Raw genomic sequence first — 16,660 nt, 5'->3', positions numbered from 1 at the left:
ATTGCGGATGGAACTAAAATCGAGGGGGAAACGAAATGGAAAAAGTAAAAGTAAATCATCTTTGGTTGGTCGAGGACGGGAAGCGTTTTGAAGAAGAAATTGACGCAGTTAATATCGGGAATGGTCACGTAATCACCATGACAAATGCTGAGGAAAACGAGCAACTAGTCTGCCTCTACTCACTGTATGAAGGCTTAAACGGACCAGAGATTGGATGGTCTTCGGAAGTTCACGAAGACCTAGCGTATACGGTGTCGGAAAGCGGATCTGTTCCGAGCTTAGAGGAGATCGCCGCCATGTCAGCGGTCGAGCTTATGCTGTTCTTAGCCGGTAAATATCGAAAGGAGGCGGCGTAAATGCAAGTTCGTTATGCACGCACAATTGTCGGATGGTTTAACGTGTATCCGGCAGGAGCTGACCGTTATGTCAATTTGAAGCCGGAGGACTTTTTCGCTCTTTTACCGCAAGTATCTCAGTGGGCACGTTCTGGTTGCGGAGAAATTAGTGTTGCTGCAGCATTTGAACTTTTTGGTGAGCAGGAGGAGCAACCGGCATGAGCCAGTTCCAACCACAGAAGGTGCATCTGGTCCGACACGGATCGGCGGATTTTCCCTATAAAGAAACCCACGACGCCTATTTAATCGCAGCGGATACGGTAGCATTGTGCGACTATGATGCGTGGGGCGGTGGTAGGTTTGCGTTTTACGACACGGGCGGCCTAACGCGTAAGAATGACGGATACCACTTATACGACGATGAGCACCCGGAATCATTCTCATTTGAGTTCGCTAAGGCTACGGCGGCTCTAAAGAAGCTCGACGGCCGCGAAATAGCAGATATGACCGTTGCGCAGTTCATGCGGATGTTTTTCACGGGAGGCGAAAACCGTGTATAAAGTAGGCGAAACTGTACGTTATTGGGGCGTTAAGGTGGGCGGCCTGACGTGGCTGTCGGCCGAAGCCATGATCGGCAGAATACTAAGCCAAAACACTGACGATAACACATACGTAATAGAAGGGCGGTCCGGGGCTGCGCAGGCGGTGCCGGAAAGACTAATCGAAGTAAGACGCTGAGAAGCAAAACATAGCGGCTCGCCTTCGCCACTTAAAAACCGTGGCTTTGGCGTCCGCAGTTATTTTATTTAAGTCCCTCTATCGCGATTATAAATATCTGCAACGACTGAACTTGAGGAAGTTGCTATGTTTTAAATGTCGGATTGTCTAGTACGTGGATTGCGTTATATTTAAAGACTGAATAAATACGACTGATTAAGATATGCCAGCAAGAAAGAAAACGGCTGAATTCCTTGTGGCTCTAAGTGTGGTCCTCATTATGTGCATCACCCGAAATGCAGGGTATTTGGTTAATTTCTCACCCGAAATGCAGGGTGTTTTAGAGTTGTCCCTGATATAGCGACTATATACACATTTTACCGGCTTAGCTGTCTATACATAATAGAGGGATTGGATATTGTATCAACTTTTCTCCGCGCAGATGTCTATACGTAATAGGAGGCGAAAATAATTACGTCTTAGTAACGATAATACGGTGTAATTTACCCCGTTAGTTGTCTATACGTAATAGAAGGACGTAACATACCGTATATTTTTTCGACGCAGTTGTCTATACGTATTAGAGAGCCCTACAAAATAAATAACGGGTGTCTAACGAAAAAGTACGATAAAATGTCGCCTTAGTTGTTTATACATCATGAGAGAGGCGTTAACCTAACGAAATAAATACCGTTAACAAAGCGTTTATTTAGTGACTTTTGCCGTCTTAGCTGTCTATGCGTAATAGAAGGACGTAAAGCTATGTAAAACTTAACGGAAATTATACCATTTTTGTTCGTTGGCTGTCCTTGCGTAATAGGAGAGCTGGATTTGTAGCGAGGAGATCCCTACAATTTACCTCGTTAGCTGTCTATACGTTATGAAAGTAATTAAATGCCACGCTTTAGTGATAGTACCGTATAATTTACCTCGATATGCTGTCTTACGTAATAGAAGATTAGTTTGTACCACTGGATTTAGAGTGGTGCTTTTTTATTTACTGAAAATGTTGCCAAATGAAAACAAAAATAGAGAGGAAGACGAAGATGACTCCAAAAACAATTCGGATGATTCGTCTTGCGTACGGGATGACGCAAAACGAATTTGCTGACCGTTTGGGCTGTTCACGACAACTTATCACAATGATCGAAAGAGGCGAGAGAAGCCTGTCCCGAAAGATGAGAGCACGGCTGGAATACGTGTTCAGTTTAGATGCGAACAAAATCGAAACAATTCAAAGATTGAGGGGGATGTTTGAGGATGGGGAATCGAATTGCTGAACAACGCCAGTGGATGAACCTATCGAATGGAGTCAAAAGAGATATCTTTGCAGTAAAAGAAAATGCGGTGATCGAGGACGGGAGAATCTACAATAAAAACGGAACTGACGTTTCTCATCTTGTAGAGGTGGTCACTAAAACAACTGAAGAACAAGTCAGAGCGCTTAAAGTAAAAGACGACTTAACAGCCCATGTATCCGAGAATGGCGGCTTTGTAACAGCTTTTTTTAACGCTAGAGTTACCATGGAGTCTCAATTTCAATCACTTAATCAATCTGACTTGGCACGTTTGATGTTTATCGGGACCTACACAGGATGGGGAGACGGCCAGTTAAAGTATGATAATGGAAAACCGATTGATAGATCTGGTCTTAAAAAGCTTGTAGGCATGAGCCCGAATAAATTTAAAGGATTCTATGAAAATCTTAAAAAAGAGGCCGTTCTTCGCGAGGAAGGCGACAGCATTTTTATGAATTCGGCAGTATTCTACCGTGGGAAGCATTCCGATATTAAGCGGGTAACGAGAGACATGCAATATACGCGATTGTTTCGCGATACGGTCCGAGACTTATACGAAATGTATAACGGGAGGACAATAAAACAGCTCGCAATTATTTACGCTGTTTTACCGTTTGTTAACTTTAACTTTAATATTATCGCGTACAATCCGAATGAATCGAACGAGGATATAGTCGAGCCTATACCACTTGACAAATTAGCGGCATTACTCGGGTACAAAGATACTAGCCGATTTAAGACAGCACTTAACAAGATCGAATACGATGGAAAACCGGTATTTGGTTTCTTTGAAATCAGCGGCGATCGCAGAAAGAAAAAGACGATACTTAATCCTCGAGTTGTGTATGCGGGTAAAGGGAATACATTAGCTGCAATCAAGGCGCTTTTTAACTAAATAAACTAGAGAAGGTCATCCGATGATGCTTGTTACCGGGCGGAGGATGGCTTTTTATATGGAGGTTTACGGATGGAACGCAATGAGCTATGGAAATTACGTAAAGGGTGGATCGCCGGATATACGGAGGACAAAGATCTTATACGACGCGTGAAGCGACATAAGAAGGACTGGAAGATTATTGCGGATTACATCAAGTACGGGCGGCTGATCGGCGTACACTTCAAAATACCGATTGAGCAGCGGCGGCCGGCGGAAAGAATGTTCGGTACGAGGTTATCAAATTCTTAACAAAATAAACGGCTACTAGCCTTTATTAAAGCGCCATTTCTGTTCCTATTCGAAAGTGAAAACGTCGTCTAATTTCGTGCGTTTTACAACAAAAATCTGTTCATTATGACCACTAATAAGGAGGCCTTCGCTTGTATGAAGTTTTCATCTATGTAAAGCCCGAAGAAGTGCTCACGGTAGATGCAGAAACCGGAGAAATTTTGCGGCGTGTGACCGGCTGTCATCGAGATTTACTAGTGTCACAAGCCATTCTTTACAGTCAAAGTGTCGATGAATTACCGAAAATCGTTTATCAAAAGGGGGATTCCGCATGTATTGCGTATCAAGAATGACCGAGTTTTGGGGTAGTTACGGAGAATCAGGCGGCTCATACATCCGAGAGGCAAAAGGCGGGAGCTTTACGGGATTGCTGCCCGGTCGTATCGCTCTTATTGAACTGGATACAGAAAGAGGAACCTATATTGTAACCGGTCGCGATGGCGGAATCATAGCGATGTCGACCATCAAAAGGAATGAGAAGGCCAGTGACACCGACTTCCGACGTGTACTCCTCGAAGCGGCCACCGACGGGGCAATACACTTCGGCGCCAAGAATGCGTTTGTGCTGCGCGGATCGGAAAGAGTGCCGTTAGATGAGTATGAGGCGGAATTATTTGCGGAAGAGAAGGCGGACATATGAAGCATACACTCTATATCGCGAAGGTGGGCGACGAGAAACGGGCGGCCTACGCTTACATCGTTACAAATTACGAGGGCATACAGGCCGCCGGACATTTCATCACTGCGGGCAAGCACAGGCACGACGGCCAGATGACCGATCATATCGCTTTTCAGCGCGCTTTACGAGCTGCATCGGCTTTAGCGGGCGTTGTCGACCTGACGATCGTCTTTGACCATTCGCTTATTGACTTGGCGTTCGAAATGGTCGCGGTTGAGCGTCCGAAATACCCATCCATCTATCAGAATTCTGTACGTTTGACCGGCCGGTTCCATTCATATGAATTTGCGTCGACAGATTTTAACGAAACGGGAGCGTGTCCGGAAGAAGTTTCCGTAATGGACGATGCGATGGAGGTTCTGGGTAATTGCCGGACGTTTAAGGGGCGTTTATTACTGCTGAAAAATTGCCTTTTCAACAATAAAATTATCATTTCTTAGGAGGGGTACGATGAAGTTTAAGTATTCAGATGAACTCAAAGAAAAATTTTCGGAGCTTGAGGGCCTAGAGGAGCAGAAGAAAAAAGCACTCGAAAGGCTTCAGGAACACGACGAAAAGTTAGCGAAGGAGCTTCAAAAGGCTGAGGAAGATTTGAAAGCGGCCACAATGGAACTAGCACTCGACGCATCTTCAGCAAAGAGAACGAAAGAGCGTAAGGCGAGGGAAACCGTTGCATCGCTGCGGCTGGAAGTTTCGGGTGGATACGAGAGGAAAACATCCGTTAAGCAGGCGCACGAACAAAAGATACATGCGGTCAAAGGAGACATCCTCCAGAAGTTATCAGATGAAGTAACCGCACATAAGAGCAAACATGAGCAGGCAGCGCTTGACCGCGTACGTAAAGCTAAGATGGAATACTTAGAAGCCGCAGCCAGTTACCACGATTTAATTAATATTCAATGCCGTCAAACGTACTTCGATGTAGGCCGACAGATAGGCGAAGCGCAATTCGCTACCTACGATGGGCTATTCGAAAGGTACAAACCGAGTATGCATGTCGCAGAGCCGACCTTCACGTATAGACCTAACGGGACAAACCCATACGGGATCATTGAGCCGGAAATACACCGGGCATGGTTAAAAGGAGAAATCCCCGCTGAATAAACAAGCAGCAAGACAAAATAAAGGAGGAATTTCATAATGAATAAATTTGAAAAGATGGGCCAGAGTTACGCGCAAATGGAACAAATTCGTGAATCAGTCAAAGGCTTGGTTAGGGAGGCTAAACAGGGTTTTGAGAAGCGCGAAACGGAGATTCTTCAAGATGTTACCCTTACACATGTAGGCCAAAAACAGCAACTAGATAAGGTGCGTGGCCAATATTTAAACCAACTATTAGGGCAACTTCAGAGTGCTAAAAAGGAATTCGATAAGACTTCCGATAATGCGGTCGCTTTTGCGGATGAAATCCTCCTCGCCGAGCTGGAAAAACCGTCCGCAGCAGCAGAAGCCGAATTTGAGCGACGTCTTACCGCCCTGAAAACGGATACTGTACTGGCGGCAAATACTAAATCAGGCTTGAGCAAACTAGAAACTTTCGTCAACACGATTGATAACCCGTATTTTGCTCGGAAAATGATGGCTGAGTTTCCGGCGTTGGCAGCCTCTTTTGTTAATAAAGACGTATCAAGCCAACTAAAGCTCGGCCATATAAATACGAAGCTGACAAATGTGGCGTCTACCGAAGAACAAAAACAAGCTCAACAGATTAAGGAGTCCACATTGAGTAAAAAAGATCAGCCACTTATTCCGGAATATGATCAGTATTATAATGTTGCGACTAAAACGTTCGGCCATCAGGTGGCTGACTATCTCCGTAATCCAGAATCGTATTCCGGCCAAGAGTAATTTAATAGAACACGAATCAAGCAAGGGTGTCCGAAATGGGCGCCCTTTTTATTTTACCTAAAAGGAGCGAATGAGATGGGAAAAGTAATTCCTTTTGTAACGAAAGAAGAAGCGGACAGAGTCGCATACGCAGTCGGTGTTATCGAATGGGTGACAGAAAAAGTCCTTAAAGGCGACGGGGATTTTACAGACGAGCAGGGAGAAAAAATAGTTGAAGCAACTAAGGTCTTAGATCAATACAGCGCGGAGGAAATTGTGCTTTTCTTCAATCGCTCGCAGGAAGGCGGTAAAGAATGAGCGGAACAACAGTCGGAGAAATCCGAGCGCGTATTGAATTAGACATGTCAAACTGGACGCGTAGGCAGGCACAGATTCGAAATGATATGGCGCAAATGGGCCGTTCATCAGCGAATCTGTCGAAACAAATGGGCCTCATCCAAAAGGCTTCGCTTGCGGTCGGCGGCGCAGTCGTAGCTGGTATCGGTGTTTCCGTCAAGAAAGCGGCTGACTTCGAGGAGGCCATGTCGCGAGTTAAAGCGATCAGTGGTGCGACCGGTCAGGACTTCGAAGATCTGAAGAACATAGCGGCTAAGATGGGCGCCGAAACAAAATATACCGCAGTCGAAGCGGCCGAGGGACTTCAATATCTTGCGATGGCGGGCTTCAGCGTAAAAGCGCAAGTCGGATCGTTGCCGGCCGTGCTCAACTTGGCGGCAGCTTCGGGCGAAGGGCTCGGACGTTCAGCGGATATCGTTTCGAATATCATGACCGGCTTTGGCATTAAAGCGGAAGACTCCGGGCATGCCGTTGACGTACTCGTAAAAGCGATGACGACGGCCAATACGGATTTGCCGCAATTGGGTAAACAAAATTGCCCGGCTGCTTGGGAACAAGCTGCGTAACACCACGTGAATTCGGTGAACTCTAAGTCACTTTCAAATGGTATGAGAATACCGAGCGAAGCCGCATAGGAAACTTGCGGAACGTGTAACGACTAGGTGAAGTAGTCTACGGCGTATTAGCTATGACGAAACACCCACGAGCGCGTGGCACCCTAACGTCTTTGGCGTGGGTGAAGATATAGTCTGAGCTTGCGGGAAACCGTAAGAACTACCGGATAAAGAGCCGGTAGGATAACAAACTGGATGCAATGAAATTCGTCGCCCCTGTCGCGCACTCTCTCGGATATTCAATCGAAGATACTGCGACAGCCGTTGCGAAAATGTCAGACGCCGGTATTCAGGGATCGATGGCGGGTACGGCGCTTCGTGCGTCACTCTTACACCTTACGAATCCGGTAGGCCAGTCGGCCAAGGCGATGAAAAAGTACGGAATCGAAGTAAAGGACGCACACGGAAATCTAAAGCCGATACCGGAGCTCGTCGGCCATATTTCGAAGAAGTTCGAAGGGATGACGTCGGCGCAGAAAACGGCAGCGGCGGCACAGCTCGTCGGAGTTGAAGCGGCTTCCGGATTCGTTACGCTTTTGGGCGTCGGAGAAAAGGGACTGCGCAATTATTCGAAGACGCTGAAGGAAGCCGGCGGGACCGCGGACAAAGTAGCGAAAACGCAGATGGATAACCTCAAAGGGTCATTCGAACAGTTTACGTCTGCGCTCGACGGTCTCGGAATCGCGATCGGTAACGAGTTTTTACCTACTTTCCGAAAAATTGTCGAAACCGGTACGAAGGTGGTCGAGTTCCTTAGCGAACTGAATCCGGGGATCATTACGACAGGCCTCGAAATGGCGGGTGCGGCGGCAGCGGTGGCGCTAGTTGCGTCGTCCATGGTGAAACTCGGAATCGCAGTGCGCGGTTTGTTCGTTGCGATGGGTCCAGCTGGATGGGTGATCGCCGGGCTTTCGATTCTTGGCGGCTTATTAGTCGGAGTAAAGTCCGGTTATGACGAAATGAATTCTGTGAGCTTGGAATCCGCCAAGGCTAAACAGAAGGAAATTGAATCGCTAAACGATTTAGCTGCGGAGTTTGAGAAACTTCAGAATAAGACGAAATTGACCGCGGACGAGTTTGCGCGTTATCTCGATTTGAATGACCAACTCAAGACCGAGAAGAATGCTGAAGCGATTAAACGTATGAAGGATGAGCAGGAAGGATTACGGAAAAAATCCGGTCTAACCAATGACGAATTCGATCAATTCCTCAAGCTGAATGACGAGGTTATTAAGAAATCGCCTGAGACAGAAGCCGCTATCAGCGGACAGGGTAACGCTGTCGCAAAGAACACAGACGCTCTTAAAAAGCTGAACGAGGAAAAAGCGAAAGAGTTGCGGATTGACCTAGAATCGAAGCAATCTGCGCTGGAAAGAGATATGTCAAAAAATATTCAGAAGGAAAGAGATCTCAAGACGGAGATTAACAGTCTCGATGAAAAGAGAAAGAGCCTTGAGTCGGATATCGCCTCTCAGCAAGATATCGTTAATCAAAAGCATCAGGAATATGCGAAAGCTATTGAGAGTGGCGATACGGCCCGCATAGGCAGAGTTTCGCAAGAAATGGTTCAAGAAGAATCGAAGTTACGGACGTTACGCGACCAACTTGCCACTAATATCGAAAATCTAAAGACCAAGAATGAGGATCTGACAACAACCCACGCAGAAATCGAGAAGCTAGGCGAGGTCCAGCAAAAATTGATTGATCTCGAACTCCGACAAGTCGGCTTAAACGCGAAAAAGGGCGAAGGCGTTAAGGTGATTAACGAAGAAATCGGTCGTCTACAAGCTGCGAGAGCGAACCTCGCCAATAACACAGACGCGGCGGACAAAAAGAAGAAGAAATATAAGGATGCCGTAAAAGCGATCGACGACGAAATTGCTAACCTCCGGACAGCTAAGGGACGCGTTCAAGATATCACCGAAGAAGCACAACGGATGAACAACGAGCTTGGCAAAGATGTACACAAAAAAGTGCTGGTCACGTATAATTCTGCCGGCGAAGAGATTAAGATTTCGAAGAAAACGTTTAAGAAAACGCATGGTCACGGAGGGCAGGAAGTAGCCAGCGCTTACCACACTGGCGGCGTCATCGGCCTCGGGCAGATCAATAAACTTCACATCGGCGGCCTAGCGTCTCAATTTGCTAATCCGATGAGCCACGAAGTCGATATCCGGGCCCTGCGTAATGAAATGGTGCTTACCGAAGCACAACAGGCGAATCTTATGCGAATGATTGACGCAGGCCACACGACGGGCCTTGGAGGAGATTCCGGCTTATCGTCGGATATGCTTCGAGCGCTTAGTTCGATTGAGCAGGCGATTAAGACGAAAGGTGGCGCTTCCATAATCGTAGATGGATACGAACTCGGCCATGTAATTGAGCCGCATATCAGCGCGATCCAACAAGACGGCCTCGATATAGAAAGTCTAAAGAGCGGGAGGTGATTTCGAATGGGAAATACGGACTTCATAAAGAAAATCGCCCCGGATGCACAGAAGATATTCGTAAATTATAAAATTCTCGCCAGCCTTGTAATCGCGCAGGGATGTCTCGAAAGTGCGTACGGAACCATAAAATAACGGAACTTTTTGCGGGCGCTTGCGTATGAATACGTAGGTGCCTGCGTACATAACGAACAGGTATTGCGGAAAAAGATGGTTGGATAGTATAATTTAACTACGAATAGGGGAGGCGTGGGATTTGGTTAAATTTATTCAATACGTTGGATTTGCTATACTTGCAGTAGGTATTATCGCGTTTTTGTATCTTGGATTCGGCTTGAAAACATATACACCGGGCTTATCGGAAGGCTATACGTATGCCGAACCGCATCCGCTACGATGGATTTACGCCACGGCCTCCTTTTTAGGGGCGGCTTTCTTCGGCAGCGTGCTCATCGGGCTGTCTCGTATTTTATATCACAAGGAATCCGACTCTAGTTACATTCGAGAAATACAAAATGACCTCCGCCTGATGAAAGCGCGCGAGGGAATTTCGAAATAATAAAAAGCCCTGTCCTTAACCGGATGGGGCGTTTTTTTTGTGCACATGTGGATAACAACGCTTGTCATTCGAGGAAAGTTTGGGTATTATGGTGTTAACGAGATTCGTCGCTAGGAATACGCGGCGTTAACAATCTAAACGAATAATAACAATCGTAAAATCGTACATAAACGTTGATATGATCGGGTTTTCATCTAACGTAAACTGATCGTATGATTCACCATTGACAATCCGAATGCAATCGCTTCCTGCGGCTGCGGTTCTTCTTTCCGCACGGCCAAAAATGCCGGTACGCCGGAAGAGTGCTAAGGGATTCATAGGATTAGTGATGACGTCTTTCTTTTCGATGGAACTTACACCGTCGTTAAGGAAGGCGTTTTTATTATAGCGGAAAATCAAATATGGCGGATAGTTGCGGGGCAGTCCATTCTGTTTAATAAAAAAACCCGCTTCTGTTGAGCGGGTTTCACTTTTTTCAAAGATGTTATTCAATTGTATGTTTCATTGCATTGTACATATTTTCCACGTGCTCATCAGCTTGATCCCGTGACATGCGCAGCCGTTCCACTGAAGAACCATAACCGATTTCTTGTTTGCCCTCTTTAAGTCCTTTAAAAATCCCATCAGCGAATTCATCTAGCGGTTCTCCTTGAGTATGCAGTCCTGCTCCTCCTAAATCCGTATTCACTGCCGGAGGCGCAACTTCAATAACTTCTACAGATGAATCAGAAAGCTGATGTCTCAGACTCATCGTAAATGAATGAAGTGCCGCTTTCGTTGCTGAATAGATCGGAGCAATGGCAAGCGGTGTAAAAGCTAATCCGGATGTGACGTTAATGACAGCCGCATTTTCTTTTCCGGCAAAAACCGGGGCGAACAGCATAGACAGATGGAAGGGAGCTTCAATGTTCGTGGTGATTTCTTTATTAAAATAATCCCAATTGTCCTTCGCATCTGCTTTTAATACATGAAACCGCTGCTGAATCCCCGCGTTGTTCACTAGCACATTCACTTCCGGATGGTTCTCTGTCACCCAATCAAACAATGATACACGTTCAGATGGAATGCTCAAATCACTGACATAGGTAATAAGTTCCGGACATTTTTCTTTTGCTTTTTGAAGAGCATGTTCACGACGTCCGGTAATGATGACTTTATTTCCCGCTTTGACAAAGCGTGCTGCGAAAGCCAATCCTATCCCGGCATTTCCGCCTGTAATCAGTATTGTATTTCCTGTTAGTTTCATTTTAACGCCTCTTTTCCAATTGTTTTTCATTTCTTTGACAAACATTCACCGCTTTTTAAGTCGAAGTTCAATTAACTACTATCCAATCAATATATTGCTAAAATAACCGTTTCAAGGATTGAATCATCACGCACAATCAACAGCAGCAGTGATTCTGTAAAATTGAATTTTGTGCATCATCGGAAAACCGCCAAAATTATTCTTTCCTTGTCACAGGATAATGATACGACTTTAAGTATGGTTTAAGTCAACAAAAAAAACTTGTGTTGCCGTTCCGATTAAAAAGGATAAAGTCTGGGATTTTTCTTGATTACCATATAACATTGGATAAGAGGTAGTGCTGATTATTATAAGCCATGTAAAAGGATGGGAGACTTATGCAGGAAGAAAACGCCATTGTTATCAGACCGCTCAGCCTGAATGATGCAGAGCGGGAACTGGTTCTGCAGACGGAAAACCGCATGTTTTTTGAACAGTTTGCCATGTCGAGACAAGAGGACTTTTATACGCTGGAAGGCCGGAAAAAACGAATTGAACAATCACTGAAAGATGCGGAAAATGATACAGAATACAGCTTCGGCATCTTTCTTCAGGATCAGACCCTGATTGGCACGATCAGTCTTTTTCAGGTTGTTCGAGGCTCCCTCCAAAGCGCTTTTATCGGTTACTTTTAGATGGAAAACATAATGGAAAAGGCTATGCGACGAAAGCTGTCAAGCTGATTGTTGATTATGCATTCAATGAGCTGAAACTGCATCGGATAGAAGCCGGTGTCATGCCGCACAATAAGGCGTCAATCCGAGTGCTCGAAAAAGCGGGCTTTCATAAAGAAGGTATTGCGAGAAAAAATGTAAAAATAAAAGGGAAATGGGAGGATCATCAGGTGCTGGCGATCATTCATCCGGAGGATAAATAACGATATCCTCCTTTTTTATCCGGCGTCTCATTCCCCAGGTATTCTTCCAATATCCTTAAATCAATTGTCCGAATATACTGTTTGTAAACTCGGATAAAAATAAAGGGTATATAGGACTAAAATTTCTGAATAATATCCTCTTTGACAACCGTTCCAAAGTCATATTTTCGTGAAAGTATGTTGATTTTTTCATAGAAATAAACTAAATTGTAAAAGTATAGAATAGTTATTTTATTTTGTAAGAAAAGGATGATAATATGATAGGTCAATTGAGCAATAAAAAAATATTTTTAAGTTCTTTTTTCATCATTTTGATCTGTTCATTACTCTTCCAATTTAGTATTTCAGATAAAGTGCTGCAGGCATATTACTCTTCTGTCGGTGAAAGTACCTACGATATCGGGGAGAAAAGTGTTCGTACTATTGTCATGTTCCTGCAAGGGTTTATGATCTTCACGACTTTTGTAGAAATTCTGATAGGCGGATTTCTGTTATTTGTTGCCGCTTTTATTCTTGGTTCAAAGAAACCGAAAAAAACATATTTGCTTCTATATACACTGACTTCTTTAATCTCGGCATTTAAAATGTTAATTCTATCAGTTGTTAACTATGTAACGGCTGATTCCTCACTTATATATTCTGCCGGCGGCTCCAAATTGAGTTTACAGCTGCTGGACCCGTTTCTGCTTCTATCAATCGCGGCTTTATATACTGCCGCAGGAAAACTTACCGATCTCAGCCAGAAAAAAAGAATCATTTTGACTGGATGTTTTGTTTTATTAAAACTCTTCACTATTTTCTTTAATTATTTTATGGCGGATAAAATTTAGCTCGGGAGAGAGTCAATGAAGCTGAATTTTATTATATATTAAAAAGCATAGTAGGGAGATGTTATGATGAACTTAGTAAAATCTAATAAAAAATCTTTCATTTTGTTTGGCGCGGCACTAGCTGCAGCAACTTTTGTTTATGCACTTTTATTAACGGGAACTGAATTAAATGTGGCGGCGGCTCATGCATTCTCAGCCAATGCTGAATTAGCTTCGACTCTTGGCATCTCTGCAGCAGCAGCTAAAAAAGCAATTGACATTATTGATGCGGCATCTACAATTGCTTCTATCATTTCTCTCATCGGTATCGTTACAGGCGCTGGTGCTATTTCTTATGCAATCGTTGCCACAGCAAAAACAATGATTAAAAAATACGGCAAAAAATACGCAGCTGCTTGGTAAAATCGATCAATAAATAATTGCTCTTTTTGTACAAGCTGCAAAAAGAGCCTCTCTCCCAAATACATATGTAAGGATTGAAAGTATGATAGTCAAACAAATTGCGGCTCTTATCAAATATAATACCCTGTCATCGTTTCGCAAAAGAAAGGAAGATTGGGGAATTCCTCAACTCAGCAGCAAACTGCTGTCTGCCATTATTATTTCTCTGTTATGTGTTTATCTCATTTTACTGGGATGCGGTGTCGTATTCGGGACAAAACTGATTCAGCTCCCTCTCAGCGCATGGGGACAATTTGTTTTAATCGCCGTTTCACTGGAGCAGCTTTTTTGGGCTGCCGGCTTCTTTAAAGAACATCAAAATGCCTTTCTGCTGGATACGCGCAAGGTCATTCATCAATTAAAAAAGGTTCGTTTTTTACAGCTGTTTTCTGTTTTTACCGGCCAGGCGATCAAAAAAACCATTTTCGTATGGTATCTTTTTGTTTTTCCGGTCTTTTTGTTTTTATCAAGCGCAGGCATGACTGGGTCTGCAGCGGTCATCGTATTTTTCCTGGGCTTCGTTTATTTTCTTCTCAATCTATTTTTATCTATGCTGTTTTCTTACGTTGTTTATCTTCTTACGAATATGTGGAGCAAACTATTTTACCTGAAAATCTTGAAGGGCATATTATTCAGCGTCAGTCTGCTGGTTCCGCTGGCAGTCGGGTATGCTGTTTATCTGCTCGTATTTGGGGAGTACACGGTAAAGGAAATCTCTGGATTTACGGAGTCACCGGCTTTCCGGAACATCCTCATGAATACGCCGTATGTATTGTTAGCATTCCGCTCCCATTCCGTGCTCGTCTTCGCCGCGGTATTTGCGGCAGCCGTCCTTTTAACGGCGGGGCTGTTTAAGCTGTGGTCGGCCACATTGAAGAAAATGGACCTTATCCCTTATATGTTTTTGACAAACGCTGATTTTGCGCCAAAACTGAAATTATATAGGAATAACAAAATATTTCATGCCGTTTTTCAAAAGGATCTGCTGTTCTTATCGAGAATTGACGGGTTTTTCATCAGAAATTTCGGCAGTATGCTTTATTTGTTCATGCTGTTTTTAGGTTTTTGTGTTCCGCTGCTCTCCCATCATTTCACCGGGTATTCGGCAGCGGCCATCGTATCCGCGGCGGTTATCATTGCGAACTTTTCGTATCAGCTCGTCGGGGATGCGCTCAAAACAGTATTATCAGTTGACGGAGAAATCAAAAATCAGCATCTGTTTCACCGGAATATTAAACATGCGTGGCAGCTTGTGTTTCCGAAAGTATGTATTTATAACCTTGCGGCTCTTATCTATTCGATCATCATCACCATTTTGATTACGGTGTTTTTTCCGTCTCCCGCTGCACTGACAATCTACTTGTTTATTGTATTTTTATGTTCTGGTTTTTTATACAGTCTTGTTCAGATTTCAAGCACCGCTCTGTATCCAAAGAAAAACTGGGAGCACCTGTACGAAATTGGAGAAGCGGGAAAAGCAAAGACGTACAACAACTTATACGGTTCTTTGATTTTCATTGTGTCGCTTCAAATCGCTGCGATCACGTCGTATTTTATCTATAAAAAGCCGGAAATTGAAACGATGCTTATTCATTCTGCATCAGGTATATTTGTCCTGTTCACACTATTAAACTATGGAGTCATGTTTCTGTTTCTTCGCAGAATCAATATGGCGGAAAGGTTTGCGAACAATGATTAAATTAGTAAATATACAAAAAAACTATAGTGAAAAACAGGTGTTAAAAGATATTTCTTTTGAAGTGAAGAAAGGCTCAATTTACGCTTTGCTGGGGACCAATGGGGTAGGGAAAACAACGACTTTAAAAATTATCTCGGGCCTGCTTAAACCGACTTCAGGCCGCGTTGTGATTGACGGCAAAGAAATGGATTCAGAAGAGGGGGGGCAAATATCGGCTGACATCGGTTTTGTGCCCGATCATACCTTTTTGTATGATTATTTAACGGGAGTCGAATACTTGCGTTTTACAGCTGAGATGTTTCAAGTGCCGTCCCAGCGGACAAATGATTATATAAAGAAAATGCTGGAGATGCTGAAGCTTTCTCAGGACGGTAATCAGTTGATTAAAACCTATTCGCACGGAATGAAACAGAAATTATCAATCGCGGCCGCGCTCATTCATCAGCCGAAGATTTTAATTCTTGACGAGCCGCTGACGGGCATTGATTTAATCAGCGGCAAAACGATACGGACGTTGTTAAAAGAGTACGTCAAACAGGGGAATACGGTTCTTTTATCGACTCACCTGCTGGAGCTGGCGCATTCGCTGTGCGATACGATCGGCATTATACACGAGGGCGTTTTTGCGGCGGAGTATCAGTCAGCCGAGCATTCATTAGAAGAGATTGAAGAAATGGCTGAGCGTATCTATACATGATGAATCGCATTTTGCCGGCAATCAGGACGTCCGCCATTCCGTTAACCGCGTCATTGCTGTTTTTTTCAGGCGGTGTAATCGCTGCGGTTTTTACTGATCACTTTGTTTCATCAGCGTCTTATAATGGCTCGTCAGGCGCGGTTGAACTGTTAAAAAATAATGCCATCGCTTGTCTGTTTTTAGCGGCAGGTTTTTTTACTTTCGGGTTAACCTCCATCTTTTATTTATTCACCAACGGTTTTATTTTAAGCGGCTCTATTATAGAAAATCTGCACAGCGGGATGCCTTTATATCAGATTATTTTACTGCTAATTCCTCATGGTATATTTGAAGTTCCTGCGTTATTATTAAGTGGCGCCATTGGTTTTAAAGGCGTTGAATTGATCATCAGACTGTGTTTTTCTAAGGAAAAAAAGATATTGAGATCAATGTTCAGGCATATCGGAATATTGGTGATGCTTATTATTTGTCTGCTGATCGCCGCTGCTATTATTGAAGCTTATATCACACCAATTTTTAAGTAAAAGGGGCAGAAATCATATGAGAAGCAAATTATCATTAATCGGTGTGCCGATTGTTATGATTATCGGTTATTTCATTTCTTTATCTTTTGAGTGGCTGTTCCCTGTCCTTACTTTTGGGGCGGCAGGGCTGTATCTCTTTATATTTGCCCCGGTGCAAAATAAATTCATTCGTTACATATTTCTGTTTATTTTTGTGATTAATCTGTTAGCCAGCGCGGCTCTTTATTTCCGCATTTAATAAAAAATGAC

General features: G+C 43.9%; 24 protein-coding genes and 2 pseudogenes. 25 read left to right on the top strand and 1 reads right to left on the bottom strand.

Annotated elements, in window-relative coordinates:
• The first annotated feature begins 35 nt into the window (after positions 1–35).
• From ACW5MY_RS14905 to ACW5MY_RS14820, 18 genes and pseudogenes are all read left to right on the top strand, one after another.
• Positions 36–356, top strand: coding sequence for a hypothetical protein (locus ACW5MY_RS14905; protein ID WP_268540557.1), 321 nt, complete (start codon positions 36–38; stop codon positions 354–356).
• Positions 357–557 carry a hypothetical protein gene (locus ACW5MY_RS14900; RefSeq protein ID WP_268540558.1) on the top strand — a complete coding sequence of 67 codons (201 nt, stop codon included), beginning with the start codon at positions 357–359 and terminating at the stop codon, positions 555–557.
• Complete coding sequence (locus ACW5MY_RS14895; RefSeq protein ID WP_289393872.1) at positions 554–895, top strand: hypothetical protein; 342 nt, start codon at positions 554–556, stop codon at positions 893–895. Before ACW5MY_RS14900 ends, ACW5MY_RS14895 begins: the two co-directional genes overlap by 4 nt.
• Positions 888–1,073: a hypothetical protein gene (locus ACW5MY_RS14890; RefSeq protein ID WP_094247058.1), complete on the top strand. Its 186-nt coding sequence runs from the start codon at positions 888–890 to the stop codon at positions 1,071–1,073. Before ACW5MY_RS14895 ends, ACW5MY_RS14890 begins: the two co-directional genes overlap by 8 nt.
• 995 nt (positions 1,074–2,068) lie before the next feature.
• Entirely contained in the window at positions 2,069–2,332 is a 264-nt protein-coding gene (locus ACW5MY_RS14885) for a helix-turn-helix transcriptional regulator (RefSeq protein WP_362903271.1), read from the top strand.
• Positions 2,313–3,245, top strand: a complete 933-nt coding sequence (locus ACW5MY_RS14880; RefSeq protein ID WP_040221632.1) for a hypothetical protein — start codon at positions 2,313–2,315, stop codon at positions 3,243–3,245. The genes ACW5MY_RS14885 and ACW5MY_RS14880 overlap by 20 nt, the downstream gene beginning before the upstream one ends.
• A 72-nt stretch (positions 3,246–3,317) precedes the next feature.
• A complete protein-coding gene (locus ACW5MY_RS14875) occupies positions 3,318–3,536 on the top strand; it encodes a hypothetical protein (protein ID WP_040221634.1) in 219 nt (72 codons plus the stop codon).
• A gap of 131 nt (positions 3,537–3,667) precedes the next feature.
• On the top strand, positions 3,668–3,868 hold the full coding sequence (locus ACW5MY_RS14870) for a hypothetical protein (protein WP_024085155.1): 201 nt from the start codon (positions 3,668–3,670) through the stop codon (positions 3,866–3,868).
• Positions 3,847–4,215: a hypothetical protein gene (locus ACW5MY_RS14865; protein WP_462061623.1), complete on the top strand. Its 369-nt coding sequence runs from the start codon at positions 3,847–3,849 to the stop codon at positions 4,213–4,215. The genes ACW5MY_RS14870 and ACW5MY_RS14865 overlap by 22 nt, the downstream gene beginning before the upstream one ends.
• Entirely contained in the window at positions 4,212–4,694 is a 483-nt protein-coding gene (locus ACW5MY_RS14860) for a hypothetical protein (RefSeq protein WP_289393869.1), read from the top strand. The genes ACW5MY_RS14865 and ACW5MY_RS14860 overlap by 4 nt, the downstream gene beginning before the upstream one ends.
• Positions 4,695–4,704: 10 nt before the next feature.
• Positions 4,705–5,358, top strand: coding sequence for a hypothetical protein (locus ACW5MY_RS14855; RefSeq protein WP_289393868.1), 654 nt, complete (start codon positions 4,705–4,707; stop codon positions 5,356–5,358).
• A gap of 36 nt (positions 5,359–5,394) precedes the next feature.
• A complete protein-coding gene (locus tag ACW5MY_RS14850) occupies positions 5,395–6,102 on the top strand; it encodes a hypothetical protein (RefSeq protein WP_039063548.1) in 708 nt (235 codons plus the stop codon).
• Between the two features lie 75 nt (positions 6,103–6,177).
• Positions 6,178–6,399 carry a hypothetical protein gene (locus tag ACW5MY_RS14845; RefSeq protein ID WP_094247051.1) on the top strand — a complete coding sequence of 74 codons (222 nt, stop codon included), beginning with the start codon at positions 6,178–6,180 and terminating at the stop codon, positions 6,397–6,399.
• Positions 6,396–7,004: a phage tail tape measure protein gene (locus ACW5MY_RS14840; RefSeq protein WP_094247050.1), complete on the top strand. Its 609-nt coding sequence runs from the start codon at positions 6,396–6,398 to the stop codon at positions 7,002–7,004. Before ACW5MY_RS14845 ends, ACW5MY_RS14840 begins: the two co-directional genes overlap by 4 nt.
• A gap of 248 nt (positions 7,005–7,252) precedes the next feature.
• Entirely contained in the window at positions 7,253–9,499 is a 2,247-nt protein-coding gene (locus ACW5MY_RS14835; protein ID WP_462061622.1) for a phage tail tape measure protein, read from the top strand.
• A gap of 6 nt (positions 9,500–9,505) precedes the next feature.
• On the top strand, positions 9,506–9,634 hold the full coding sequence (locus ACW5MY_RS14830) for a hypothetical protein (protein ID WP_257823854.1): 129 nt from the start codon (positions 9,506–9,508) through the stop codon (positions 9,632–9,634).
• A gap of 121 nt (positions 9,635–9,755) precedes the next feature.
• Positions 9,756–10,058 carry a hypothetical protein gene (locus ACW5MY_RS14825; protein WP_094247048.1) on the top strand — a complete coding sequence of 101 codons (303 nt, stop codon included), beginning with the start codon at positions 9,756–9,758 and terminating at the stop codon, positions 10,056–10,058.
• Positions 10,059–10,274: 216 nt separating this feature from the next.
• Positions 10,275–10,367: pseudogene (locus ACW5MY_RS14820) on the top strand (iron-sulfur cluster assembly accessory protein); the annotation flags it as partial.
• 175 nt (positions 10,368–10,542) lie between these two features.
• Here the strand turns inward: ACW5MY_RS14820 and ACW5MY_RS14815 are convergent.
• Positions 10,543–11,304 (bottom strand): SDR family oxidoreductase, encoded by a 762-nt coding sequence (locus ACW5MY_RS14815; protein ID WP_013353443.1) that lies wholly within the window; start codon positions 11,302–11,304, stop codon positions 10,543–10,545.
• A gap of 377 nt (positions 11,305–11,681) precedes the next feature.
• Between ACW5MY_RS14815 and ACW5MY_RS14810 the strand changes: the two are divergent.
• From ACW5MY_RS14810 to ACW5MY_RS14780, 7 genes and pseudogenes are all read left to right on the top strand, one after another.
• Positions 11,682–12,220, top strand: a pseudogene (locus ACW5MY_RS14810) (GNAT family N-acetyltransferase).
• Positions 12,221–12,477: 257 nt separating this feature from the next.
• Positions 12,478–13,050 (top strand): hypothetical protein, encoded by a 573-nt coding sequence (locus tag ACW5MY_RS14805; protein ID WP_013353442.1) that lies wholly within the window; start codon positions 12,478–12,480, stop codon positions 13,048–13,050.
• A gap of 66 nt (positions 13,051–13,116) precedes the next feature.
• Positions 13,117–13,452: an uberolysin/carnocyclin family circular bacteriocin gene (locus tag ACW5MY_RS14800; RefSeq protein ID WP_041915581.1), complete on the top strand. Its 336-nt coding sequence runs from the start codon at positions 13,117–13,119 to the stop codon at positions 13,450–13,452.
• A gap of 82 nt (positions 13,453–13,534) precedes the next feature.
• The gene (locus ACW5MY_RS14795) at positions 13,535–15,190 is read left to right on the top strand and encodes a hypothetical protein (protein WP_013353440.1); all 1,656 of its coding nucleotides are present in this window, start codon (positions 13,535–13,537) and stop codon (positions 15,188–15,190) included.
• Positions 15,183–15,887 (top strand): ABC transporter ATP-binding protein, encoded by a 705-nt coding sequence (locus tag ACW5MY_RS14790; protein WP_013353439.1) that lies wholly within the window; start codon positions 15,183–15,185, stop codon positions 15,885–15,887. The genes ACW5MY_RS14795 and ACW5MY_RS14790 overlap by 8 nt, the downstream gene beginning before the upstream one ends.
• Positions 15,884–16,411, top strand: coding sequence for a stage II sporulation protein M (locus tag ACW5MY_RS14785; RefSeq protein ID WP_013353438.1), 528 nt, complete (start codon positions 15,884–15,886; stop codon positions 16,409–16,411). Before ACW5MY_RS14790 ends, ACW5MY_RS14785 begins: the two co-directional genes overlap by 4 nt.
• Positions 16,412–16,427: 16 nt before the next feature.
• On the top strand, positions 16,428–16,649 hold the full coding sequence (locus ACW5MY_RS14780) for a DUF5970 family protein (RefSeq protein ID WP_013353437.1): 222 nt from the start codon (positions 16,428–16,430) through the stop codon (positions 16,647–16,649).
• Positions 16,650–16,660: the final 11 nt, after the last annotated feature.

The sequence above is a fragment of the Bacillus sp. Bwzl_19 genome (genome assembly GCF_054900515.1).
Note: the sequence above shows the minus strand (reverse complement) of the source record. Positions and strands in the feature narration are given on the sequence as shown.

Excerpts from the sequence above, each read along its gene's own strand:
- ACW5MY_RS14905 (WP_268540557.1), top strand. The coding sequence starts at position 36 with ATGGAAAAAGTAAAAGTAAATCATCTTTGGTTGGTCGAGGACGGGAAG.
- ACW5MY_RS14900 (WP_268540558.1), top strand. The coding sequence starts at position 357 with ATGCAAGTTCGTTATGCACGCACAATTGTCGGATGGTTTAACGTGTAT.
- ACW5MY_RS14895 (WP_289393872.1), top strand. The coding sequence starts at position 554 with ATGAGCCAGTTCCAACCACAGAAGGTGCATCTGGTCCGACACGGATCG.
- ACW5MY_RS14885 (WP_362903271.1), top strand. The coding sequence starts at position 2,069 with ATGAAAACAAAAATAGAGAGGAAGACGAAGATGACTCCAAAAACAATT.
- ACW5MY_RS14880 (WP_040221632.1), top strand. The coding sequence starts at position 2,313 with ATGGGGAATCGAATTGCTGAACAACGCCAGTGGATGAACCTATCGAAT.
- ACW5MY_RS14875 (WP_040221634.1), top strand. The coding sequence starts at position 3,318 with ATGGAACGCAATGAGCTATGGAAATTACGTAAAGGGTGGATCGCCGGA.
- ACW5MY_RS14865 (WP_462061623.1), top strand. The coding sequence starts at position 3,847 with ATGTATTGCGTATCAAGAATGACCGAGTTTTGGGGTAGTTACGGAGAA.
- ACW5MY_RS14860 (WP_289393869.1), top strand. The coding sequence starts at position 4,212 with ATGAAGCATACACTCTATATCGCGAAGGTGGGCGACGAGAAACGGGCG.
- ACW5MY_RS14855 (WP_289393868.1), top strand. The coding sequence starts at position 4,705 with ATGAAGTTTAAGTATTCAGATGAACTCAAAGAAAAATTTTCGGAGCTT.
- ACW5MY_RS14850 (WP_039063548.1), top strand. The coding sequence starts at position 5,395 with ATGAATAAATTTGAAAAGATGGGCCAGAGTTACGCGCAAATGGAACAA.
- ACW5MY_RS14845 (WP_094247051.1), top strand. The coding sequence starts at position 6,178 with ATGGGAAAAGTAATTCCTTTTGTAACGAAAGAAGAAGCGGACAGAGTC.
- ACW5MY_RS14840 (WP_094247050.1), top strand. The coding sequence starts at position 6,396 with ATGAGCGGAACAACAGTCGGAGAAATCCGAGCGCGTATTGAATTAGAC.
- ACW5MY_RS14835 (WP_462061622.1), top strand. The coding sequence starts at position 7,253 with ATGAAATTCGTCGCCCCTGTCGCGCACTCTCTCGGATATTCAATCGAA.
- ACW5MY_RS14830 (WP_257823854.1), top strand. The coding sequence starts at position 9,506 with ATGGGAAATACGGACTTCATAAAGAAAATCGCCCCGGATGCACAGAAG.
- ACW5MY_RS14815 (WP_013353443.1), bottom strand. The coding sequence starts at position 11,304 with ATGAAACTAACAGGAAATACAATACTGATTACAGGCGGAAATGCCGGG.
- ACW5MY_RS14805 (WP_013353442.1), top strand. The coding sequence starts at position 12,478 with ATGATAGGTCAATTGAGCAATAAAAAAATATTTTTAAGTTCTTTTTTC.
- ACW5MY_RS14800 (WP_041915581.1), top strand. The coding sequence starts at position 13,117 with ATGAACTTAGTAAAATCTAATAAAAAATCTTTCATTTTGTTTGGCGCG.
- ACW5MY_RS14795 (WP_013353440.1), top strand. The coding sequence starts at position 13,535 with ATGATAGTCAAACAAATTGCGGCTCTTATCAAATATAATACCCTGTCA.
- ACW5MY_RS14790 (WP_013353439.1), top strand. The coding sequence starts at position 15,183 with ATGATTAAATTAGTAAATATACAAAAAAACTATAGTGAAAAACAGGTG.
- ACW5MY_RS14785 (WP_013353438.1), top strand. The coding sequence starts at position 15,884 with ATGATGAATCGCATTTTGCCGGCAATCAGGACGTCCGCCATTCCGTTA.
- ACW5MY_RS14780 (WP_013353437.1), top strand. The coding sequence starts at position 16,428 with ATGAGAAGCAAATTATCATTAATCGGTGTGCCGATTGTTATGATTATC.